The sequence below is a fragment of the Methylomonas methanica genome (assembly GCF_001644035.1).
In the GTDB taxonomy this organism is placed as follows: Bacteria; Pseudomonadota; Gammaproteobacteria; order Methylococcales; family Methylomonadaceae; genus Methylomonas; species Methylomonas methanica_A.
Map to the genome: position 1 here is coordinate 122,764 of NZ_LUUG01000093.1, position 18,093 is coordinate 140,856.

Below are 18,093 nucleotides of genomic sequence, written 5' to 3' on the forward strand. Positions count from 1 at the left end.
TCCCAGCCTCTAAGGACTTAAAACCGGCTACCTATCCTTTATCCTCCGCCATAACAAGTAAGCGCTTGTTAGGCCAATGCTTGAGCATATCTTCAGCTAATTAACACCCATTCATAATCCAAGCTATCACTGCCGCCAGCCAAACAAGCGGGCGTTTATTTCCGTTCTGACCGCTTGCGTCAATACGACCGACAGCACTATACTGCCCATAAAAGCAGTAACCATAAAAACAGCATGAAACCACTGACCGACCGCCAACAAGACATCCTGAACTTCATCGAGCGCACTTTGCTACAGGATGGCTTTCCGCCGACCATCGCCGAAATCGCCGCTGCCTTTGGCGTGCGCTCCACCAACAGCATTCGCGGCCATTTGCAGGCTTTGGCGCGTAAGGGCGCAATCGAATTGGTGCCGGCCGCATCGCGCGGCATTCGCCTACTTAACCCCCCCCCCAATCCCGACCAAGGCTTGCCGCTGGTCGGCCGAGTGGCGGCGGGCCAGCCGATTCTGGCCGAAGAACATATCGAGCGCTATTGCCGCCTGGGACCGGAGTTATTCGATAACCGCGCCGATTATCTGTTACGCGTACAAGGCATGAGCATGCGCGATGCCGGCATTTTGGATGGCGATCTATTAGCCGTGCAACGCACGCCGGAAGCTCGCAACGGCCAAATCGTCGTGGCCCGCATTCAGGATGAAGCCACGGTAAAACGTCTGCGCATGGACAGCAAAACGCATATGGCTTATCTGGAACCGGCCAATCCGGATTTCAGAGTAATCGAAGTGGATTTGCAACGCGAGCCTTTGGTAATCGAAGGCATGGTGGTCGGCGTGATTCGTAGTGGGCTATGAATGCAAACGCCTTGGACCAACTCTTGCGCTCGCAAACCGGCATCTGGCGCGGTTTGCATTCGGAACACCAAGCTTGGCCGGTCATTCCTTCCGGCTTTGCCGAGCTCGATGCCTCGCTACCTGGCGGCGGCTGGCCGCTGAGCGGCGTGCTGGAGATATTCTCGCCCTGCTTGGGGATTGGTGAGTTAAGTCTGTTGCTGCCCGCTATGTCCTATATCACCCAAACCAAACGCTGGATAGCCTGGATCGCGCCGCCACAGCAAGCTTACGCACCGGCCTTGGCACAGGCCGGCATTGATTTAGCTTATCTCCTGGTAGTGGATTGCCGGCAAGAGGCAGACATCCCCTGGAGTCTGGAAAAACTACTGCGTAGCGGCCGCTGCGGCATGGCCTTGGCCTGGCCGCGCCGGCTCAGCGATCATCAAATTCGCCGCTTACAACTGGCCGCCGAAGCCGGCTCCGCGTTGGCAGTGCTCTATCCAAAGCAACCTAGCGGCGCCGGTTACACGGCATTGCGTTTGGAAATCAAACCTGCGGAGACCGGCCTGGCTTTACACATTCTGAAAGCGCGCGGCAGTTTGCAACGCGCGTCATTAATCTTGCCGCTATAAGAAAACGATGGCTGCAACTGCTAGGGCGCTATCGCCAACGCCGACAGACCGAGTCGATACCTTCGTAAAACCCAACGCGGCCAATAGCCCACTTTGGCTATGCGCGTATTTTCCCGACTTGGCTTTGGCAGCGCTGCATCTGGATTTAAATCAGGCCGTCGCCTGTTCGGCACTAATCAAAGGCCAAACTCGCTTGTATACGGTATCGGAATCGGCACAACAAGCCGGCGTCGAACCGGGCATGGCCCCTGCTGCCGCATTAGCCCTGTGTCCCGGCTTGAGCATTCGTAACCGCGATCCGCTCGCCGAGCGCCAGGCTTTACAGCAACTAGCCGAAATTGCGCTGGATTTCAGCCCCTGGGTCAGCCTGGATCAACCGGACTGCTTGCTGCTGGAAATTCGTTCCTGTCTGACCCTATTCGGCGGCATAGAGCGCTTACAAGATAAGCTAAGAACGGCATTGCAAACCATTAGGCATCGCCCGCTAATCGCCATTAGCCCGTCCCCAACCGCTAGCGTCTTACTGACAAGACTAAGCCTGGAAACTATTGTCACGGACCGCCAGGCCTTGCGTTCGGCATTGGGTCCGCTGCCCGTCGCCGCTCTGGAGCTGGACGATAAAATCTTACACCGGCTATTCCGCACGGGTATTCGCCAACTCACCGACTTGTGGAGACTGCCGCGCGACGGCCTGGCAAAGCGCTATGGCGCCGTGTTATTGCAACAACTGGATAGACTGGCCGGCCAGCAAACTCAAATTTTGCAGGCCTTCCATAGGCCGCCGCGCTTCCAGGCCAGTAGAGAGATGCCGATCGAGCTGGAACGTATCGAACATTTCTTTCCGGCTATCGAACAACTGGCCGGCGAATTTGCCGCATTTCTAAAAAACCGCGATGCCACAACACTAGGCATCTCCCTGCAACTGCACCATTATGACCGTCCCGCTACTCGCTTAACATTGGATTTTCGCGCCGGCAGTCGCGCCCCTAAACACTGGTGCGGCTTGCTGTACGAAAAGCTGGAACGCTCGCCGTTACCGGCCCCGGTGCTGGCCGTTAGCTTGCAAAGCGACGCCATAGCGCCGTTTCAGCCGGAGCGCTTCAGCCTGTTCGACGACAGTGAACAACCTAACAGCGAAACGGAATGGCAAGCTGTTTTGGATCAATTACAAGCCAGACTAGGCCATCACGCTTTGAAGTTTCCGGGAACGCAAGCCGACCATCGCCCGGAACGGGCGATGGCCAATACGCCAAGCCTGCTAAACGCAAATCCTGGTTTACCGCTACGGCCGTTGTGGCTGCTACCTAATCCCGACCCGTTACGGCTCGGCGATATTTGCCTACTATCGGCAGCGGAACGCATCGAATCGGGCTGGTGGGACGATCAACCTATGCGCCGCGACTACTATATTGGCAAGGATGCGCGCGGCCGCAAGCTATGGGTTTATCGCGACTTAAACGCCAAACAGCAGTGGTTTCTACATGGTTTATTCGGCTGAAACCACCAAACCGGACAGCAGCTTTGCCGAACTACATTGCCTGTCCAACTTTAGTTTCCTGCGCGGTGCCTCACTCCCAGAAGAGCTGGTCGAGGAAGCTGCCCGGCTGGGTTATCAAGCCTTGGCTCTGACCGACGAATGCTCACTGGCCGGCGTGGTACGCGCACATCTGGCAGCCCGCAAACACAAGATTAAACTTATCATCGGCAGCGAGTTTGTCCTACAGGACGGTTTGAAACTGGTCTTGCTGGCCACCGATAGAACCAGCTACGGCAACCTGTCCGCCTTGATCACCCTCGCCCGCCGTCAAGCTGAAAAAGGCAGCTACAGCCTGACTAGAACCGATTTAGCCAGCCACTTTCCGCAAGGCTGTCTGGCGATCTGGTTGGCCAACGATCAATTCCAGGCAGACGATGGCCGCTGGCTGAACAAGTTATTTGCCAGCAACCTGTGGCTAGGCATCGGCCTTTTTCTATCCGGCCACGACGAAACCTGTTTACGAGAAGCCGAAGCCACGGCCCGGCAACTAGACATCCCGATAGTCGCCTGCAACGACGTGCATATGCACCACCGCTCTCGCCGCGCCTTGCAGGACACGCTCACCGCAATCCGTCTCGGCCAACCTCTGTCGCAACTGGGCTACGCCTTATTCGCCAACGGCGAGCGGCATCTACGCCCGCTGCCCCGCTTAGCCGAACTTTATCCGCCGGAATGGTTGCAACAAACTGTGCTTATCGCAGCACGCTGCCAATTCTCGCTGGATGAATTACGTTACGAGTACCCGCAAGAACTGGTGCCGGACGGTCATACGCCCGCCACGTGGCTGCGGCAATTGACCGAAGCCGGCATCCAAAACCGTTGGCCGCACGGCCTGCCGGAAAAAGTAAGCCAGCAAATCGAGCACGAACTAGCCCTGATCGCCGACCTGGCTTACGAACCTTATTTTCTGACCGTACACGACATCGTCAGATACGCCCGCGAACAAGGCATACTCTGCCAAGGCCGCGGTTCGGCGGCTAATTCGGCGGTGTGTTTTTGTTTGGGCATCACCGAAGTCGATCCGGCCCGGATGAATCTGTTATTCGAGCGTTTCCTGTCTCGCGAGCGCAACGAGCCACCGGACATCGATGTGGATTTCGAGCACGAGCGCCGCGAACAAGTGATTCAATACATCTATCAAAAATATGGCCGGCATCGCGCGGCCTTGGCCGCTACGGTGATTACTTACCGGACGCGCAGCGCGGTGCGTGATGTCGGTAAAGCCTTGGGCCTGAATCTGGCTCAGGTGGAACGTCTGGCCGATAGCGTGGATCGCTGGGATGGCTATCAGCTAATGCCGGAATCTTTAAAAGAATGCGGCTTCGACCCGGACAGCCCCATCGTGCAACGCTTGGCCGTGCTGGTTCAGCAAATCAAAGGCTTTCCGCGCCATCTGTCGCAACATGTCGGCGGCTTTGTGATCGCTCGCGACGAATTATCAAGATTGGTGCCGGTGGAAAATGCGGCGATGGCCGACCGCACTGTGATCCAATGGGAAAAAGACGATTTGGAAGCAATGGGCCTGTTGAAGGTGGACGTGCTGGCGCTGGGCATGCTCAGCGCGATTCGCAAAGCCTTAGTCTATCTTGGCGAATACACCGGCCGCACCTGGACCCTGGCCGATATTCCCGCCGAAGACCCGGCGGTGTACGCCATGTTGCAACAAGCCGACAGTATCGGGGTGTTCCAAGTCGAATCCCGGGCACAAATGACCATGTTGCCGCGCTTGAAGCCGGAAAATTATTACGATCTGGTTATCGAAATCGCCATCGTCCGTCCCGGCCCGATTCAAGGCGAGATGGTGCATCCCTATCTAGCTCGACGTAAAGGCTTAGAACCGGTGGATTATCCGAGCCCAGAAGTAAAAGCCGTGTTGGAACGCACGCTGGGCATTCCCATTTTTCAAGAACAAGTCATGCAGCTGTCCATGGTCGCCGCCGGTTTTAGCGCTGACGAAGCCGATCAACTGCGCCGAGCCATGGCCGCCTGGAAACGCAAGGGCGGCCTGGAGCCATTCGAACGCAAATTGCTGGACGGCATGCGGGCGCGAGGATATAGCCAAGAATTCGCCCAGCGGATTTTTCAGCAAATCAAAGGCTTTGGCGATTACGGTTTTCCGGAGTCGCATTCGGCCGGCTTTGCTTTGCTGGCTTACGTCTCCGCTTGGTTGAAGCACCATCATCCGGCGGCGTTTTGCTGCGCTTTGTTGAATAGCCAACCAATGGGCTTTTACGGCCCGTCTCAACTGGTGCAGGATGCTCGCCGCCATGGCGTGGAGGTAAGGCCGGTGGATGTACAAGCCAGTCAAAGCCAATGTTCATTGGAGCTTCCCGCCAACGCCGCGCCCGCCTTACGTTTAGGTTTTAATCAAGTAAAAGGTTTATCAGCAACAGCGGCGATCAAAATTGTCCAAGCCCGAGGCCGACAAGCCTTTGCCAATGTTACCGATCTTGCCGCGCGCGCCGGTCTGGATCGACAGGACTTGGAACACTTGGCAGCGACCGATGCTTTGAAAAGTCTGGCCGGCAACCGGCATCGCGCCTTTTGGGCCGCCGGCGGCGTGGAAGCTGCCACGCCGGTATTCGGGATAGCGGAGAGCACCGAAGCCACACCGCTATTAAAAACTCCCAAATCTGGCCAAGAGGTATTAGCGGATTATGCCAGCACCCGGCTCACACTCCGCGAGCACCCGTTGGGCCTGCTGCGCGAACGCTTGCGCCGCCATGGCGTCACCACCGCCGCCTCCTTATGGCAAAGACGCAACGGCAGCATCGCCCAGGTTGCCGGTCTGGTGATCTGCCGGCAACGACCAATGACCGCAGCGGGTGTGACCTTTGTGACGCTGGAAGACGAAACCGGTCAAGTCAATTTGGTGGTCTGGCCGGCCACCGCGCTGGCTCAGCGCAAACCCTTGCTGAAAGCTCGCTTGTTATCGGTAACCGGTACCATCCAACAAGAAGACGGCGTGTTGCATCTGGTGGCCGGGAAGTTGGAGGACTGGAGCAGCTGGATCGGCGATTTGGAGAGCAAATCCAGAGATTTTCATTAAAACATCAAACTATGCCTTCAATGCGGAGAATACAATCAAGGCCACCGTTCAACCGACGCGGTCTATTGCGTTTTGTTATTGGCTTTGTACCACCAAAGCCCCGCCAACGCCGTTACACCCGCCATGGCAACAAACATTAGCGTTGGATTTTGATATAAGGCATCGATAAATGCGCCGATGAATTTCGGCATGCCGCGATAGCAAGTGGGATCCATGATTCGCCCCAGAGTATTAAAAAATCGGCAGCTTATTGCCAAAAATCAAGCTTGTCCAGTTCGACAGTTTTCGCCGCATATTCAAAATTTCATTAGCTGGGATGACATTTTTCGGCCGATACCGATTGATTGCTCTACACCTATATCAGTCGGCGCCACGCAAGATTTACCTATCTGAATTGGCCGGCGTTAATCCCGTATTTTTTTAGTTTGCCGTATACCGCCCTTGACGTCAGCCCCATGGCGGCCGCAACTTGTTTGACGTCGCCGCGATGGCTTTGCATCGCTTGCTTCAGATAGACCTGTTCGGCATCACTTAGCAGATTTTGCTTATGTGCGTTCCAGTCGTTGCCGGTCGTAACAAGTGGTTTTTGATCCAGTTCCAGACGGGTCAATTCACTACCTTTACAGAACAATACACTGCGCTCAAGGGTATTTTCCAGCTCGCGGACATTACCCGGCCAGGCGTAGGCGCGGATTTGCCCCATCACCTCGCGATTGACCGACTGCACGTTTTTCCCGTATTTTTCATTCAGGCGTTTCAGAATCAACTGCACCAGATGCGGCAGGTCTTCCGGGCGTTGCGCCAATGGCGGTATCCATAACCGCACCACGTTCAGGCGATAAAACAAATCTTGCCGAAACGAGCCCTGCTCGACGTGTTGCTCCAAGGAGCGATTACTGGCGGAGACGATACGCACATCGACATGTAGGGTGTGTTTGCCGCCGACCCGTTCCATCTCGCCTTCCTGAATCACCCGCAGCAAGCGCGTTTGCGCGGCTGGCGACAAGGCATCCACTTCATCCAGAAACAAAGTACCGCCCTCGGCGCGCTCGAAAAAGCCTTGATGCACTTCGATGGCGCCGGTAAATGCACCCTTTTCGTGGCCGAATAACGCGCTTTCGATCAGGCTTTCCGGAATTGCCCCGCAGTTAATCGCCACGAACGGCTTATGACCACGGTCGCTCATCGCGTGTATGGCCCGGGCGATCAATTCCTTACCGACGCCGGTTTCGCCGTTAATCAACACCGTGGCCTTGGTTGGGGCGATCACTTCCACTTGCTGCAGCACTTTTTGCATCGCCGGCGACTTGGCGATGATGGCCGGGGCCGGTTTGGCGGCATGTTGTTTGGGCAAACTCCACCAGACGTTGCGCATCCGTTCTTCTATGCGCGAATGCAGCGCCGCCATTTCTTGTTTTTCTTCAGGTTGATCTTCGCGCCGATATTCCAAACCCGGCTTATCGACCGCACTATCGCGCCGGGTGTGAATACACACTTCACAACCGCCGTTTTGCTTGGCGATACTTTGGCGAATTTCCACTTTGGCATAGCCGAAATTACGGGCAGCGATGCCGCCGAACACGCTGGAGGTCATCCGGCACAGCTCCGGAAAATTAGTCACACCATCGCCGAACGGACAGCGGCTATTCACTACCGTGATAGTCCCAGCCTCGACAGAGGCCAAGGAAAAATTACCGCCGATATGATTTTTCAGGGCCAGAATCAAATCGATATACTCTTCATTGCCCAATTCACCTTGGCGTTGATATTCATCCCGATAGGTCTGCTCAAAATACAGCCCGGCGCTCTTGGCGATGCGCTCGATCAGCGATTCGCAATAATCGCCGCCCTCCTGCTCGCTGGCATGCATCAGCTCCAAGATGAAGGTTTGCAGGAAAAACACCGGCGAAATCTGGGAAAAATCGTGTCCGCTCATAAAGTCTTTAAAAAAATGAAATTTGATTTCACATATTGAAACACAAATTCACTCCGCTACCCATTGGGTTTTTCTAAGCATATGATTTTTATAGCGTCTAGCCTTTAAAAATATTGGCCCACGGATTGCTCTACTACAAACAGAAATCGCCGTAGGCAGTTTTCACAACCAGCCAGTGAACTTGGCTGAACACTAAAACTATAAAACATCTTTCGAGGAGATCATCATGAGTGACAACAAACCGCCATTGAACCCGCACCCGCTGAGCGAATATGTAGCCTGGGCCGGCAATCGCAACCGCGAACCTATCTTGGGCGTGTTAAAAGAAAAACTCCCCAAAGACAAAGGCCGGGTTTTAGAAATGGCCACCGGCAGCGGTATGCATATCAATTATTTCGCACCGCATTTCGATCACTTACACTTTCAGCCGACTGATAAAGATCAGGAAGTGTTCGATAACATCAAGAAATTGACCGGCGACCACGGCAACGACAACATCGCCGACCCGGTACATCTGGACTTGACCGATCCAGAGACTTGGTTCAACCCCGGCGACAAAGGTAGTTTTGACGCCATTTTCTGTATCAATATTTTTCAAGTGGCGCCGATTTCGATTGCCGACGGCATGATGGAATGCGCGTCGCATCTGCTTAACGATGATGGCATTTTGTTGATTTACGGACCGTTCAAAGTGGAAGGCAGTTTCACTACCGATTCCAATGCCGAATTTCATAGCACCCTGTCCTCATACGACGTGCCGGAATGGGGTTTGAAAGACGTCGCCGATCTGAAAAAAGCCGCCGCTAGTCACGGTATGGTATTAAAAGAAATCATCGACATGCCGGCCAATAACTTTTCCTTAGTTTTCGGCCGCGGGTAACAGGAATAGATCAGCAAGAGCCTGAAAACCGCTAGTGTCGATGTGACAGACTGGCACGATAGTTGTGCAGGTCCGGGTTGTCGAGAAGGCAAACATATTAATTGGTTAACCATCAACAATCAGACGGAGAGTGTTTTGGAAGATGTGGTACGTATCAAATCTCATCCATTGGTACCGGCGGATATTCCGGTGTACGGCTTTATTTACGACGTTAAATCCGGGCGCTTGCTGGAAGTACCCGCCGCTACCGAGGCCGGACGGGCAAGCTGATGACGACGAACAGAATGGCGCTGGTGCTGGGCGTTGGTCCGTTGCAGGGTTTGGGCGCGGCGTTGGCTCGGCGTTTTGCGGCGGAAGGCTTACAAGTGGTTATCGCCGGGCGCAGTTCGGCGAAACTAGCCCTGGTGGCGGACGCCATCGCCGACGCGGGTGGCATGGCTATCCCGGTGGTGGCTGATGCCACCAGCGAAAGCGACGTAAAACGCTTGTTCGAAGCAGCCACCGCGGGCGGCAGGATTTTGGACATCGCTGCTTACAATGTCGATAGTAATTTGGCCGCGCCGCTGCTGGAAACCGACCTGGCCATGTTCACCACTTTGTGGCAACAAAACAGTCTCGGCGCTTTTCTGTTCGGTCGCGAGGCCATCAAGCACATGTTGCCGCAACAACAGGGCAGCTTGTTTTTCACCGGCGCCACCGCGTCGTTACGTGCGAAACCACCGTTTACCGCGTTTGCTTCCGCCAAAGCCGCTGTCCGGGCCTTGGCACAGGGGATGGCACGCGAATTCGGTCCGCAAGGGATTCATGTGGTGCATACCATCATCGATGGCGTGATTGACGGCGAGCGCGCCCACCGCCAGTTTTCCCGGTTCGTCGCCGCCAAAGGTGCGGATGGCTTGTTAAAACTGGAGGCCATCGCCCAAACCTATTGGGCGATACACCAACAACATCCCAGCGCGTGGACGCATGAACTGGATTTAAGACCTTTTAAAGAGCCATTTTGAGCATGCAACCGGCTATAACTCAATTACTTAACGAGATTAACTGATGAAAATATTTTTGTACGCGGAATTTCAAGTCGCTATTCCTTTCGAGCAAATCGATTGGCAAGCTATCAATGTCGAGATGAAAAAGTATCCAGGGTTAAAGTCGAAAACCTGGTTAAGCGGCGTTAACAATAAAACCGTCGGCGGCTTTTATGAATTTGATTCGCTAGAAAATGCACAAAATTATATCGACGGTTTGTTGCTGCCGTTTACCAAACAGGTCAACGGCAATCTGTCGGTGAAATTGTTTGACGGTGATGTCACCCAAGACGCCAATATCGGTATGCATTCGCCGTTTTATCCGACGAAATAAGCGGCTGTCAAACCAAGTGGCTACCAAACCCACGCCGAATTATCCGAGTACGCAACGACAAACTTGGGCCTGATCAACAGGCTGCTTCAGCTAAACTCAAAAGTGCGTCATACCCGCAGGGAAAAGGGTATCCAGATGCGATGGATTACAAGCTTCGAGCTATCCAAGTCTTAATTTCGGCATTCCCCCTTGTGCCGCAGAGGGTATGCCGAAAGACGATTTTGAAGATGCGTTAGGCAACTCGGCTGAAGCAGCTTGCCAATCAGTTCACTTTCTGCGTCTGTGTTTGCTTAATTGATCCAGTTTGTTCGAGGCTTCTTCAAACGATTGCAACATGTTGTCAAAGGCAGTGACATTGCTAGTAGCGGCGACAGCAGGCTCAGCGGATGCTGCCGGACTCTCTTCAACCTTACTGGTCGTGTCTAGCGATGGCTGAGCAAGCTCGGGGGTTTTGGATTTCGGTTCCGCCGAAACGTCAGCGGTGGGATCAATATCCAGATCATAACTCGCACTGTCGTTTTTACCGTCGTTGACCAAATTACGCCGGTATTGCAGGAAGGATTCCCGGGTAAATACGTAAGGGTCTAAAGCGGCCTCGTTGATAAAGTTCAATGCCCCTTCGGCGTTTGCGCGATCATTAATCCCCTCGAGAATGCCGGTGCCGGGCACGTAGGTACCTGGGTTAGCGGCTCTATCGAGGATACCCGCACCACCATCACGAATAGTGGTAGGCCCAAAAACCGGCAACACCAAATACGCGCCCTGCCCGACTCCCCACACGGCCAAGGTTTGCCCAAAATCTTCAACGTTGTGTTTTAACCCGACTTCGCTGGCGACGTCGATCAATCCACCCACACCGACGGTGGTATTGGTTAAAAAGCGTCCGGCATCCGAAGCACTCTGTTGGAATTTACCTTGAAGCACATCGTTCAACACTACATTAATGCCCTTCAGGTTGGTAAAGAAATTATTGACGCCAGTTTCCATGAAATCGGGCGTAATAAATTTATAACCATCAGAAACCGGCTTAAAAAAATATTTGTCCAGCGTCATATTAAACCCGTACATAGACCGGTTAAATCCCTCGTAAGGATCGGCATGGCCCGCCTCATAAACCGATAGCTCGTCACGCTTTTCGGTACTCGCGCATCCGGGCATCAGCAGTGCACTTGTCAATAAACACACTTCGATCAAAAGTGCCCGGTCTTTGCCTGGATGCAATTGGGTAAACATCGCTTAAAAATCCTGAAAGTATATTGTTTCTGGAAGCTTTAAATTTAGGGTTAAGGCTTAAGCCGCCCTTACATTAAAGAATCGATTCGCTATTATAGCCCTTGTCGTCGTCTCGCTACGCGTTTTTTGCAGTGTTCCATGCTCTGCACGGAAATTCCACCACCAAGCTTTAAATCTACGCAGCGTCCGGCATATTTGGCTAGACTAAACCCATATATCATAGCAAACCAGGCGCATGCGGGAAGAACACAAATCCGAAGACAGAAAGCTAGACATCAACCAGGTCATTAAGTGGCTGGAAGAGGACGGCATGCTGTCCGCCAAGGATGTCGAAAAATGCCGGCAGTACGCGGTCGCCAAAATCAATCTAAACAAGCATCCGTTAAAGGTGCTGGCCGAGTGTGAGCTGGCCGATCAAAGCCAGCTTGGTAGCCTACTGACCCAGGAAGACTTGACGCAATGGCTGGCAAAAAAGCTGGCGATGCCTTATTACTATTTCGACCCGTTAAAAATAGACGTACCCACGGTCACCGCCTTGTTCAGTAAGGCTTACGCCGGCAATTACAATATTCTGCCGATCAAGATAGACGCCGATGAAATCGTGGTAGCCACTGCCGAACCCTTCATCCGCGCCTGGCAACTCGACTTGGCGAAGATGCATCACGGCAAAATTCGCTGCGTGTTTTCCAACCCGGACGAGATCAAGCGCTATCTGGACGAGTTTTATAACTTTTCCAAATCACTGAAAGGCGCGCAAACCCATAACGATGGCCGTGCCGCAGAAGGCCAAAACTTCGAACAGTTGGTCGAACTGAGTAAAAGCGCCGATCTGGACGCCAACAACCAGCATGTGGTCAATCTGGTCAACTGGTTGCTGCAATATGCTTTCGACCAGCGCGCCAGCGATATTCACATCGAGCCGCGCCGCCAACAGGGTAATGTGCGGTTCAGGATAGACGGCATTTTGCATAATGTTTATCAACTGCCAATGCCGATTATGAATGCGGTACTTAGCCGCTTGAAGATTCTGGGCCGGATGAATATCGCCGAGAAACGTCTGCCCCAGGATGGCCGGATCAAAACCCAAAATAGCAACAGCAAGGAAATAGAACTGCGGCTCTCCACCATGCCGACTGCGTTCGGCGAAAAGCTGGTGATGCGAATTTTCGACCCGGAAGTGCTGCTGCGCGATTACGAGCAACTGGGCTTTAATAAGCAGGAGTTGGCGATTTGGAACCGGATGACCGGCCAGACCCACGGCATTATTTTGGTGACCGGTCCGACCGGTTCCGGCAAAACCACCACCTTGTATTCCACGTTAAAACGGCTCGCCACATCGGAAATCAACCTGTGTACCGTGGAAGACCCGATCGAACAAATCGAACCGGCTTTCAATCAAATGCAAACCCAGGCCAATATCGGTTTGGACTTCGCCAGCGGTATTCGCACCCTACTGCGGCAAGACCCGGACATTATCATGGTCGGCGAAATTCGCGACCTGGAGACGGCTGAAATGGCTGTGCAAGCCTCGCTGACCGGACATTTGGTGATTTCGACGCTGCACACCAATAGCGCACCGGCTGCGGTAACCCGATTGTTAAATCTTGGCGTTCCTGGTTATCTGATCCAGCAAACCATTTTGGGCGTGATGGCGCAACGCTTGATAAGAGTGTTATGCCGGCAGTGCAAAACCGCGACAACCGTAGACGAAACACAATGGCAGGCTTTGGTCGCGCCGTTTAAAGTCGCCGCACCTAAGCATGTTTATAAAGCCGTCGGCTGTAAGACTTGCCGCAATACCGGCTTTGCCGGCCGTATCGGCATTTACGAAATTTTCGAAAACAACCCGGCTCTGCAAAAACTGATCGTGGAAGGCTGCGACACGCTTTTGCTGCAACGTCAGGCTATCAGGGAAGGCATGCGCCCGTTAAGGCTGAGTGGCGCGGAAAAAGTTGCCGCCGGTATTACCACTATGGAAGAAGTGTTGCGGGTGGCACCGGAGCGGATAGATTTTTAAACCTGTCGATCAGCGCAAACTATTTATCGCGCAGATAGGATAAAGCCGGAATGGGTGCAGCAAGCTCGGGAAAACACCCGGCCTCAGCCGATGCGTTGTTTTCCTGCTAAAACAAAACACGCCTTATTTCAAGCTTGCTTAATCGCGGTTTTTCTTCCGATTTACGTTGATATTGCTGGCAACCGTTGTTGAGGCGAACAATGCCGATGAAATAATAAATTCGCCTGACATAAAACCGATCACACCGGTGATAAACGCCAAACCGTTCAAAATATCTTTTTGTAAGTCATTCATTTTTTCTACTCCGTAATAAACACGCTTACACTATAAGATAGATCTAATTCATTAACAATACCATTGGTTATGCATTAGTTGTTTTACAAAAAGAAACAATATCGGCGTTACCACGCTAAAATAAGCAATGCCAACGCATTTTAAGAGATCAGGAACGCTAAGGTTCCTGAATACAACATGCGAAATTGCTGAACGGTATTGCCCTTAATACTCGGCATCATGAAAAACGTTTTGCACGTCGTCCAGATCGTTCAACATATCCAAAAACTTTTCGAACATCGCCACATCGTCGCCGCCAATAGGAGTAACGCTTCTAGGCATAAACTGAATTTCATCCACTTCGAAATCGATCTCGCCCAACAAATCCGTCAAGGCCTGCTTGGCTTTGGCGTAATCGGCGTGGGGTGTAAACACGGTCAACTTGCCGTCTTCGTTTTCGATGTCCGATACATCCACGTCAGCGCTCAGCAAAGCTTCCAGTACCGCATCTTCGTCGCCGTGTTTAAACGCCAAGATTGCCGAATGATCGAACATATGGCTGACCGCGCCCTGCGTACCAATCTTGCATTTGGTTTTGGTAAAACACAGACGTACGTCACCGAAGGTGCGATTGGGATTGTCGGTCAAGCAATCAACTATCACCATGCAACCGCCAGGCCCAAAGCCTTCGTAACGGGCAGGCGCGAAATCCTCCCCACCGCCACCCTTGGCCTTATCGATAGCTTTTTCGATAACGTGGGTAGGCACCTGGTCTTTTTTGGCTCTATCGATCAACCCCCGCAAGGTCAAATTGCCCGATGGGTCGATACCGCCTGACTTGGCAGCCATATAGATTTCCCGGCCATATTTGCTGTAAACCTTGGCCTTGGCATCAGCCGTTTTGGCCATGGACACTTTACGGTTTTGATACGCTCTACCCATTCGACTTTTGCTCCCCGGATCACTTGGCAAAAAAGGAGAGATTTTACAGATAAGTATTTGCCGTGGGAATTTTTTGACCGGCTTACGGCACGTCCGCCTGCGCCAAACATGATTCGTCTCGCCCCACCACTAAAACAAATGCGGCAAGTTTTAACTTAGCAAAGCTTCGAAACCATCTAACGGCAGGGGTTTACTGTAGAAGTAACCTTGAAACGTATGACAGCCGTGTTTTTCCAAAAAGCAACGTTGCTCCTCGGTTTCCACCCCTTCAGCTATGACGTCCAAGCCCAGATTATTCGCCATGGCGATAATGGTTTGTACGATCACGGTATCGTCGGGATCGACCGAAATATCCCGCACAAAGCTTTGATCAATCTTCAATTGATCGATAGGCAATTTCCTGAGATTAGATAGAGACGAATTTCCGGTACCGAAATCGTCCATCGAAAACCGCACGCCAATTTCCCGCAGCGCATGCATTTTGCGGATAGTCTCATCAATGTCGTCAAGCACCAGACTTTCAGTTAGCTCCAACTTCAAGCGATTAGGATTGATGTCGCTCTCTCGAATTATTTGCCTGACAACGTCGACGAAATCAGTTTGCCTAAACTGCCGAGCGCTGACATTCGCGGCCAATTGTAAATACTGGGTGCGCGCGCTGCTTTCCCAACTCTTCAGCTGGCGGCAAACGGTTTCCAACACCCACCGCCCTATCGGCACTATCAAACCGATATCCTCGGCCAGCGGAATAAACTCGGCGGGCGAAATCAAGCCGCGCTCCGGGTGTTGAAATCGGATCAATACTTCCGCACCGATAATATCCAGACTATGCGATACCTGCGGCTGGTAGTGCAATTGGAATTGCTTATTTGCTAATGCGCCGTGTAAATCCGCTTCCAATTTGACCCGCGCATTGATACTGGCCTGCATCGCCGGGTCGAAGAAACGTATGGTATTTCGCCCGGCTTTTTTCGCCTGATACATGGCAATATCGGCTTGTTTCAGCAAGCTTTCTATATCCGTTTCGTGGTCGGTAAATAACACCGCGCCGATACTGGGGGAGTTGCGATACTCATGATCGGCAAGCCGGTAGGTTTGCGTCAAGGCACTGAGGATTTTATTGGCGACAATTTCGGTCTGTGCGCCAGCATCAAGCACTTCATCGCTCAGATCGGTCAACATCACGACAAATTCATCCCCGCCAAGTCTCGAAACAGTATCGCCTTCCCGCACGCAAGCCACCAAGCGTTGCGCCACCAATTGCAACAATAAATCACCCATGTCGTGACCGAGGGTGTCGTTTAAGGTTTTGAAATTATCCAGATCGATAAACAGGATAGCCCCCTCCCGTCCGCTGCGCGCGCTGGCTATCAGCGCTCGTTTCAAGCGATCCTGCAACAATCGGCGATTCGGTAAACCAGTCAGCGGATCGTAAAACGCCAAACGCTCGATTTCCTCGGCGGCCGCTTTAATAGAGGTAATATCCACAAACGTGGCCACATAGTTTTTGACGCACCCCTCCTGGTCCTTTACCGTGCTGATGGCCAAATGAATTGGAAAAACCGTGCCGTCCTTGCGCTTACTGCAAATCTCGCCTTCCCAGACGCCTAAGTTCTCCACCCTTTCCCACATTTCCGCGTAATAAGCTACGCCCTGCAAATCCAATTCCAAGACCCGTGGATTCTTGCCTACCACTTCCTCGCTCAGGTAACCGGTAATGCGGGTAAACGCCTGGTTTACCCGCAAGATCAGACGATTTTCATCCAACACCACTATGCCTTCCTGCGACTCGAACGCGGTAGCGGCAATCCGCAGCTCCGCGTCTAGTAACTGTTGCTGCCTCAGCGCCTGCTCCAATCGACATTTTTGTGCCAAGCCCTCAGGCAAGGTCATCGCCAACATCCTGGCGATGTCGATTTGTACATTCGACCAAGGTTCGCTGCGGCCGTGCCACAATTCCGTCCACATTTCAAATGACTTGCGCGGCGTAAGTTGGTAGTTTCCGCTTTTATCTCTCACCAAGCCTTTCTCGGCCCTGCCCGCCCACTTTACGGTGCGCGGCTTCTCCTGCCGTAACCAAACGATGTAATTGCGCATATCGCCGGGCAATGGAGTGGTTAGTATTCCGGCGGCTACATCCTGATATTTTTCGGCCGGCGCAAAATCAATGGAAAGATGATCAGAACTAAATATCTGGCCACTGGCTTGTTTACCCAGCCAGAGCAATAGCGCTCGTAGGTCGACTGCTTTCAGCACCTCACCGTAAACATGCCGCTTACCTTCCACAACAGCTACTATCCCGGTAGCATCCAATAACGACATCAATTGCGGCAGTAAGCGCTTCAGCACCGCTTGCTCATGATCGATAAAAATATAATTCAGCAATTCGCCGATCACATGGTTAGCGCTGGCAACACAGTTGTACTGCTCCAGCGCCTCAATCGACGACAATTTCGACGACACCATCCGGCTTATAAAGGTGACGGCTTCCCGCTGAGCAATCGACACGCGTTTTGCCGTGAAATGATGACAGGCTATCAAGCCCCATAATCGACCGTTTTGCAGCAAGGAAACCACCATCGAACCCTGCACACCGATATTGCGCAAATACTGGATATGTATCGGCGACAGACAGCGCAACGCCGAATACGTCATATCCAAAGGCTTTTCGGTAACGGGATTGACGCCAGGTAAAATGGCGACGGGCTCGGCATCAATATCGGCAACCAAACGCACCAGATTACAGGTATAAAGCCGTCGCGCTTGCGCCGGAATATCGCTGGCCGGAAAGTGCAGCCCCAGATAGGACGGAGCATGATCCACGCTATTTTGGCTGATCACTTGACCGTTCCAATTGGAGTCAAACCGATAGATCATCACACTATCGTAGCCGCTCATCCGCCGCACCAACACCGCGACATCATCGAAATAATGTGAAAAATCGCTATTCGCGTCGTATTGCAGTAATGATTCCTGCATCTGCATCAGCAATTCGGACAAGCGCCCTTCTTGGTCGGCGTCGTGATCAGGCACGAGTTCCAGCACATATAGTCCGTCACTGAGGTAAACATGGGCCTGTAGATCGAGGGAGGCGTGACGCTGGGGAATGCTGAGTTTGCCGGCGGCAGTATTTTTACTCTGCGCCACTTGAAACATTTGCTGAATTTGCTCGGCAATTTTATCGCCGACCAGCGCTTGCAGCGGTTTGCCGCAAACATTGCCGGTCAATTCGGTGAAAAACTCGCTAAAGTTGGCACTGGCCTGCAATACCGTGTAAGGATGTTCGGCGCTCAGTACCAACAAGGCACCATGAGGCTGGATCTGCCCGATCTGGTGAATAGGCTCGGACGCGCACTTTTCCAGCGCCTGTTGCAAAACCTGCTGATCGATCTCACCCATTAGCC

The 18,093-nt window shown here is 52.8% G+C and carries 14 protein-coding genes and 1 pseudogene; 9 read left to right on the forward strand and 6 right to left on the reverse strand.

Annotated features, from left to right (window positions below; all coding sequences use genetic code 11):
- The first annotated feature begins 234 nt into the window (after positions 1–234).
- Genes lexA through A1332_RS17340 form a run of 4 tightly spaced genes read left to right on the forward strand, consistent with a single transcriptional unit; the run spans position 235 to position 6,049 of the window.
- Complete coding sequence (gene lexA, locus A1332_RS17325; protein ID WP_064009687.1) at positions 235–852, forward strand: transcriptional repressor LexA; 618 nt, start codon at positions 235–237, stop codon at positions 850–852.
- Positions 849–1,463, forward strand: coding sequence for a translesion DNA synthesis-associated protein ImuA (gene imuA / locus A1332_RS17330; RefSeq protein WP_064009688.1), 615 nt, complete (start codon positions 849–851; stop codon positions 1,461–1,463). The genes lexA and imuA overlap by 4 nt, the downstream gene beginning before the upstream one ends.
- A gap of 7 nt (positions 1,464–1,470) precedes the next feature.
- Positions 1,471–2,961, forward strand: a complete 1,491-nt coding sequence (locus A1332_RS17335) for a Y-family DNA polymerase (RefSeq protein WP_064009689.1) — start codon at positions 1,471–1,473, stop codon at positions 2,959–2,961.
- A complete protein-coding gene (locus A1332_RS17340; RefSeq protein ID WP_064009690.1) occupies positions 2,945–6,049 on the forward strand; it encodes an error-prone DNA polymerase in 3,105 nt (1,034 codons plus the stop codon). The genes A1332_RS17335 and A1332_RS17340 overlap by 17 nt, the downstream gene beginning before the upstream one ends.
- 62 nt (positions 6,050–6,111) lie before the next feature.
- Here the strand turns inward: A1332_RS17340 and A1332_RS25390 are convergent, their stop codons facing one another.
- Together A1332_RS25390 and A1332_RS17350 are read right to left on the reverse strand one after the other, a co-directional pair.
- Positions 6,112–6,264, reverse strand: a complete 153-nt coding sequence (locus A1332_RS25390) for a hypothetical protein (RefSeq protein WP_157204041.1) — start codon at positions 6,262–6,264, stop codon at positions 6,112–6,114.
- 170 nt (positions 6,265–6,434) lie between these two features.
- The gene (locus A1332_RS17350; protein WP_064009692.1) at positions 6,435–7,985 is read right to left on the reverse strand and encodes a sigma 54-interacting transcriptional regulator; all 1,551 of its coding nucleotides are present in this window, start codon (positions 7,983–7,985) and stop codon (positions 6,435–6,437) included.
- Positions 7,986–8,211: 226 nt separating this feature from the next.
- Between A1332_RS17350 and A1332_RS17355 the strand changes: the two genes are divergently transcribed.
- The 4 genes and pseudogenes from A1332_RS17355 to A1332_RS17370 all read left to right on the forward strand — a co-directional run bounded on the left by A1332_RS17355 (position 8,212) and on the right by A1332_RS17370 (position 10,224).
- Entirely contained in the window at positions 8,212–8,865 is a 654-nt protein-coding gene (locus A1332_RS17355; protein ID WP_064009693.1) for a DUF938 domain-containing protein, read from the forward strand.
- 9 nt (positions 8,866–8,874) lie between these two features.
- Positions 8,875–9,135, forward strand: a pseudogene (locus tag A1332_RS17360) (carbonic anhydrase); the annotation flags it as partial.
- Entirely contained in the window at positions 9,135–9,869 is a 735-nt protein-coding gene (locus A1332_RS17365) for an SDR family NAD(P)-dependent oxidoreductase (RefSeq protein WP_064009694.1), read from the forward strand. The pseudogene A1332_RS17360 and the gene A1332_RS17365, both read left to right, overlap by 1 nt.
- 43 nt (positions 9,870–9,912) lie before the next feature.
- Complete coding sequence (locus A1332_RS17370; protein ID WP_064009695.1) at positions 9,913–10,224, forward strand: YdhR family protein; 312 nt, start codon at positions 9,913–9,915, stop codon at positions 10,222–10,224.
- A 267-nt stretch (positions 10,225–10,491) separates the two neighbouring features.
- On the opposite strand, the gene A1332_RS17375 is transcribed toward A1332_RS17370, so the two are convergent.
- Positions 10,492–11,457 (reverse strand): VacJ family lipoprotein, encoded by a 966-nt coding sequence (locus tag A1332_RS17375; protein WP_064009696.1) that lies wholly within the window; start codon positions 11,455–11,457, stop codon positions 10,492–10,494.
- 235 nt (positions 11,458–11,692) lie between these two features.
- On the opposite strand from A1332_RS17375, the gene A1332_RS17380 reads away from it, so the two are divergent.
- Positions 11,693–13,474: a GspE/PulE family protein gene (locus A1332_RS17380; protein WP_064009697.1), complete on the forward strand. Its 1,782-nt coding sequence runs from the start codon at positions 11,693–11,695 to the stop codon at positions 13,472–13,474.
- Between the two features lie 138 nt (positions 13,475–13,612).
- On the opposite strand, the gene A1332_RS25710 is transcribed toward A1332_RS17380, so the two are convergent.
- From A1332_RS25710 to A1332_RS17390, 3 genes are all read right to left on the reverse strand, one after another.
- Entirely contained in the window at positions 13,613–13,768 is a 156-nt protein-coding gene (locus A1332_RS25710; RefSeq protein ID WP_197491495.1) for a hypothetical protein, read from the reverse strand.
- A 204-nt stretch (positions 13,769–13,972) separates the two neighbouring features.
- Positions 13,973–14,689, reverse strand: a complete 717-nt coding sequence (locus tag A1332_RS17385; RefSeq protein WP_064009698.1) for a YebC/PmpR family DNA-binding transcriptional regulator — start codon at positions 14,687–14,689, stop codon at positions 13,973–13,975.
- A gap of 150 nt (positions 14,690–14,839) precedes the next feature.
- Positions 14,840–18,088, reverse strand: a complete 3,249-nt coding sequence (locus A1332_RS17390) for an EAL domain-containing protein (RefSeq protein WP_064009699.1) — start codon at positions 18,086–18,088, stop codon at positions 14,840–14,842.
- Positions 18,089–18,093 lie beyond the last annotated feature (5 nt).